The 4,350-nt window shown below is 68.5% G+C and carries 7 protein-coding genes; 5 read left to right on the top strand and 2 right to left on the bottom strand.

Annotated elements, in window-relative coordinates; all coding sequences use genetic code 11:
• Together HUU95_RS09570 and msrB are read left to right on the top strand one after the other, a co-directional pair.
• Positions 1-747: ABC transporter permease (locus HUU95_RS09570; RefSeq protein ID WP_174279907.1), on the top strand; the 747-nt coding region annotated here is incomplete at its 5' end.
• 61 nt (positions 748-808) lie between these two features.
• The gene (gene msrB / locus HUU95_RS09565) at positions 809-1,294 is read left to right on the top strand and encodes a peptide-methionine (R)-S-oxide reductase MsrB (RefSeq protein WP_174279906.1); all 486 of its coding nucleotides are present in this window, start codon (positions 809-811) and stop codon (positions 1,292-1,294) included.
• 3 nt (positions 1,295-1,297) lie between these two features.
• Here msrB and HUU95_RS09560 read toward each other — a convergent pair whose 3' ends face one another.
• Complete coding sequence (locus tag HUU95_RS09560) at positions 1,298-1,729, bottom strand: CHAP domain-containing protein (RefSeq protein WP_174279905.1); 432 nt, start codon at positions 1,727-1,729, stop codon at positions 1,298-1,300.
• Between the two features lie 313 nt (positions 1,730-2,042).
• Here HUU95_RS09560 and HUU95_RS09555 point away from each other — a divergent pair, with 313 nt between their 5' ends.
• The 3 genes from HUU95_RS09555 to HUU95_RS09545 all read left to right on the top strand — a co-directional run bounded on the left by HUU95_RS09555 (position 2,043) and on the right by HUU95_RS09545 (position 3,850).
• Positions 2,043-2,831, top strand: a complete 789-nt coding sequence (locus HUU95_RS09555) for an SDR family oxidoreductase (protein WP_174279904.1) — start codon at positions 2,043-2,045, stop codon at positions 2,829-2,831.
• Positions 2,832-2,953: 122 nt separating this feature from the next.
• Positions 2,954-3,496: a DUF6998 domain-containing protein gene (locus HUU95_RS09550; protein ID WP_174279903.1), complete on the top strand. Its 543-nt coding sequence runs from the start codon at positions 2,954-2,956 to the stop codon at positions 3,494-3,496.
• A 3-nt stretch (positions 3,497-3,499) separates the two neighbouring features.
• The gene (locus tag HUU95_RS09545) at positions 3,500-3,850 is read left to right on the top strand and encodes a hypothetical protein (protein WP_174279902.1); all 351 of its coding nucleotides are present in this window, start codon (positions 3,500-3,502) and stop codon (positions 3,848-3,850) included.
• On the opposite strand, the gene HUU95_RS09540 is transcribed toward HUU95_RS09545, so the two are convergent.
• Positions 3,847-4,269: a DUF1178 family protein gene (locus tag HUU95_RS09540; RefSeq protein WP_174279901.1), complete on the bottom strand. Its 423-nt coding sequence runs from the start codon at positions 4,267-4,269 to the stop codon at positions 3,847-3,849. The two genes, HUU95_RS09545 and HUU95_RS09540, sit on opposite strands and share 4 nt — an antisense overlap.
• Positions 4,270-4,350 lie beyond the last annotated feature (81 nt).

The raw sequence follows: 4,350 nt of genomic DNA, 5'->3' as shown, positions 1-4,350 counted from the left end.
CCGCCAAGGGTGGACGCGGTCCGCTCGCCCGTCGCGCGTGTCGGCGCCTCGCAGGGCGGGCGGCACCAGTCCGCCTTCTTCGCGTCGCTGGGCGTGTTTTTCCTGACGCTGCTGCTGGCCAGCCAAGTGATCGGCACGATGGCGGAGGAGCGCAACAACAAGGTGATCGAGATCCTCGCCGCCGCCGTGCCGCTGGAAAGCGTGTTCCTGGGCAAGCTGCTCGGCATGTTCGGCGTCGCGGTGCTGTTCATCGGCTTCTGGGGGATCATCCTGGGCGTGCTCGGCCCCGCCGCCTCGCCCGGCTTCGCGGCGGCGCTGCACGAGTTGAGCCCGGCGGTGGGCGCCGCGCCGTTCGCGCTGCTGTTCGCGGCCTATTTCGCCACCGCCTTCCTGCTGCTCGGCTCCGTCTTCCTGGGGCTGGGCGCGCAGGCGACGACGATGCGCGAGATCCAGCTGATGTCGCTGCCCGTCACGCTGCTCCAGGTCGGCATGTTCGGCCTGTCGGTCGCCGCCGAGGCGCATCCGGGCACCTGGTTCCAGACGGCGGTGGAGCTGTTCCCCTTCTCCTCCTCCTTCGCGATGGCGGGTCATGCCGCCGCACTGCCCGGCCATTGGCGACATCTCGCCGCGCTCGCCTGGCAGCTGTTGTGGGTGACGATCTCGATCCGGCTGGGCGCGCGGGCGTTCCGGCGCGGGGTGCTGCAATCGGGCAGCCCGGGCGGGCGCTGGTGGCGGCGGCGCCCGTGATAGTCACCCCCTCCTTCGCGCGACCGGACAACCTATATTGGACAGGCAAGGAGCCTTCCCCATGATCGACCGTCGCCACCTCATGCAGACCGCCGCGCTGGGCGTCGCGGGCGCCGCGCTATGGGGCTGTCGCGGCGGCGCCGCGGTGGCCGCCGAGCGGTTCGAGATCAGCTATACCGACGCCGAGTGGCGCAAGCGGCTGGCGCCCGCCGCCTATGACGTGCTGCGCCACGAGGGCACGGAACAGCCCTATACCAGCCCGCTGCTGAACGAGCACCGCGCCGGCGTCTTCGCGTGCAAGGGCTGCGGCCTGCCGGCCTTCACCAGCCACACCAAGTTCGACAGCGGCACCGGCTGGCCCAGCTTCTGGGCGCCGCTGCCCAACGCGGTCCGCACCCACGACGACACCTCGCTGTTGATGGAGCGGACGGAGGTTCACTGCCGCCGCTGCGGCGGGCATCTGGGCCATGTCTTCGACGACGGGCCCAAGCCGACGGGCAAGCGTTATTGCATGGACGGCGTGGCGATGACCTTCCGAGCGACCTGATCGTCAGCCCGCGTCGGCGGCGCCGTCGGTCGCCGCGATCGCGCGGCTCGCGTAGATGAAGCCCCTGGTCGGGTAGCTCGACGTGCCCATCGCGCCGCCGAACTGCACGCGCACCCGCGTCCAGTCCCCCGCCGCCGACACGTCGATCGCGCGCGCGTCCGTCTCGACCTGACCGCGCCGAGACCAGTTGGCATGGGTCAGCAGCACCTCGCGGTCGCTCACCACCCGGCTGACGGTCGCGACATGGCCGACGCGCATGCGCTGCGTCGCATCAAAGGCAAGCACCGCGCCGACCTGCGGCAGATGCCCGCGCAGGTAGCGGCCGGCCGCCTGTGCCCACCAGCTGCTGGCATTGCCGCGTAGCTGGATGCCGGACAGCATGCGCGCGAATGGCGCGCACTGCCAGAACTGCGCCTGCGCCGGGCCAGCCGCCATCAGGGCGCAGGAAAATACCAGCGCGAAACGCGCTGTCAGACGACCAAGACGCAAGTGAACCCCCCGGCTCAGGATTGCTATTGCAGTATCGCTAGCCAGCGGCGCGGGGGTCGCCAAGTCATTGGCGATGAGTCGTTTCGCCGGGCGGATGAACGCCCGTTCAGCCGGCCGATCGGGTCGGCGACGGCCGCCGACTCGACCGCGTGGAGAAGGTAATTGCGCAATGGCAGGCACGCGCTACCGTCGATCAGCCTCGATCCAAAACATTCGCCCCCTCCCGCGACGGCGAGACCGGAACCAAGGAGAGTATCGCGTGGACACCACCAACCTGTTCCGGCTCGACGGCCGCGTGGCGCTGATCACCGGCGGCTCGCGCGGGATCGGCAAGATGATCGCGGCCGGCTTCGTCGCGCAGGGCGCCACCGTGTACATCTCGTCGCGCAAGGCGGCCGCATGCGAGGAAACGGCTGCCGAGCTGGGTCCCAATTGCATTGCCTTGCCGCAGGACGTGTCCACGGTTGCGGGCTGTCGGGCGCTCGCCGCCGCGTTCGCCGAGCGCGAGGGCAGGCTCGACATCCTCGTCAACAACGCGGGCGCCGCGTGGGGCGTGCCGTTCGAGGAGTTCCCCGAACAGGGCTGGGACAAGGTGATGGACCTGAACGTCAAGTCGCCCTTCTTCCTGACCCAGGCGCTGCACGGGGCGCTCAAGGCGGCGGCGTCGCGCGAGCGGCCGGCCAAGGTGATCAACATCACCTCGATCGACGGACTGCGGCTCAATCCATGGGAAACGTACAGCTACCATGCCTCCAAGTCGGCGCTGATCTATCTGACCAAGCGACTGGCCGCGCGGCTGATCGGCGACGCGATCAACGTCACCTCCATCGCGCCCGGCGCCTTTGCCAGCGAGATGAACCGCGCCGCGCGCGACCATGGCGCCGATGTCGCCCGCTCCATCCCGGCGCGGCGCATCGGCGCCGACGAGGACATGGCCGGCACCGCGATCTTCCTGGCGTCGCGCGCCGGCGACTATGTGGTGGGCGACACGATCGTGGTGGATGGCGGGCTGGTCAACGCGGCGGTGGGCACCAGCATCGGCATTTAAGCGATCTCCCGCGCAACGACACCTCAAAGTCAACCACTGCAGAGTAGTTGACGTGCCGACCGAACGAAGTTCACTTGTCTCACCCGCACGATGCTCGTGCGGTGATATTGGAGGGAGTTCGCATGAGCGAAAAGCATAAACCGGCAGAGTCCGCTCAGGTGACGTTTCCGTTGCCTGCGCTGATAGCTAATCTGGTCAAGGCACGAAATCAGTTGCGTGACCACTATGCCCCTATACTGGGCGGGCATCATGTAGCGGGTCGGCTTACGTTCACGCTGGACGGCAACCTAGTGGGCGATTTGGGCGAAGCGCTCGCGGTCGAGCTGTTCGGCATCACGCTCGATCGTCGTGGCGGCGCGGGCGTTGATGGTACCTCCCCCGATGGTCGTTCCGTGCAGGTGAAAGTCACGACTACCGGCGGCGGCCCGGCGTTTAGGCAAGTCCCGGATGCTACGGCGGATCACCTGCTCTTCTTTGACCTCGATCTGGACAAGGCTACCGGTACCGTCGTCTTCAACGGCCCGCAAGCGATCGCGCTCAAGCTGCTGCCCGAAGTGTTTCACCGGCAGCGATCGCTCAACGCGAAGCAGATCAGGAAGGCAGCCGCGCAGGTCACGGACGATCAACGGTTGCCTATGGTTCCACGCTCTATCTCGGCCGCCTAACTGGTGGCCCAGAAATGGTGCTATCTGGGCGCGCTCGGTCCGCAAGCAGAGCTCGACTGGCAACTGCCAGATGGCGGCAACATCCCCGCCTCAGGCACGCTTCCCGACGTACACGATTACGAGCTCTGGATGGCGATCCGCTGGATGGCGGACAGCGGCCGTTTCGGTGGTAAGATCATCGACTGGGACGCTTACGGTGTGAAGGTCAACGGCCCCGAAGTCGAGCAAGTGCTGCGTGAGGTCTATGCCAAGCAACCGGATCGTCTCAACCAGGAACCGATCTCGCTCTATCTTGACTATGCCCGAGTGCTCGGGCCGGATCGTTACGTGGCGCTGGTCGCTGTCGCGATCTAGTTCAACCGCTCGGGCGGGGTGACCGGCAGCGGCAGCGGCGCGACCGGGACGCCGTCGTCGACCAGCGCCCGGGCCTCGGCGAGCGTCGCCTGGCCGTGGATGACGCGGTGCGCCTCGTCCCCCGCATGCATCGCCCGGGCGCGGTGGGCGAACTGCCCGCCGACCCAGGTCGAGTCCTTGAGCATCTTGGCCTGTTCGGCGGCGAGCGCCTTCATCATCGCCTTGACGGCGGCGGGCGCCGGGGCCCGGTTGCCCTTGGCGGACACGGCCGGGGCCATGGCCGCCTTCTCGACGGCGCCGTCGCCGCAGATCGGGCAGGCGACCTGACCGGCGGCCTGCTGGCGCTCCCAGTCGGCGGTGCCACCGAACCAGGCCTCGAACACATGGCCGGCGCCGCAACGCAGATCGAACACGATCACGCCCGCGTCACCACCGGGATCGGACGCCGGTGCGCCAGCGCCGGGATCCGCGCGCGCACCGCCGCCGGCCGCGCCGGGTCC

The organism is Sphingomonas bacterium (assembly GCF_903643065.1).
Taxonomy (GTDB): domain Bacteria; phylum Pseudomonadota; class Alphaproteobacteria; order Sphingomonadales; family Sphingomonadaceae; genus Sphingomonas.
The sequence above is the reverse complement of the archived record's forward strand: the minus strand, read 5'-3'. Positions and strand labels throughout refer to the sequence as shown.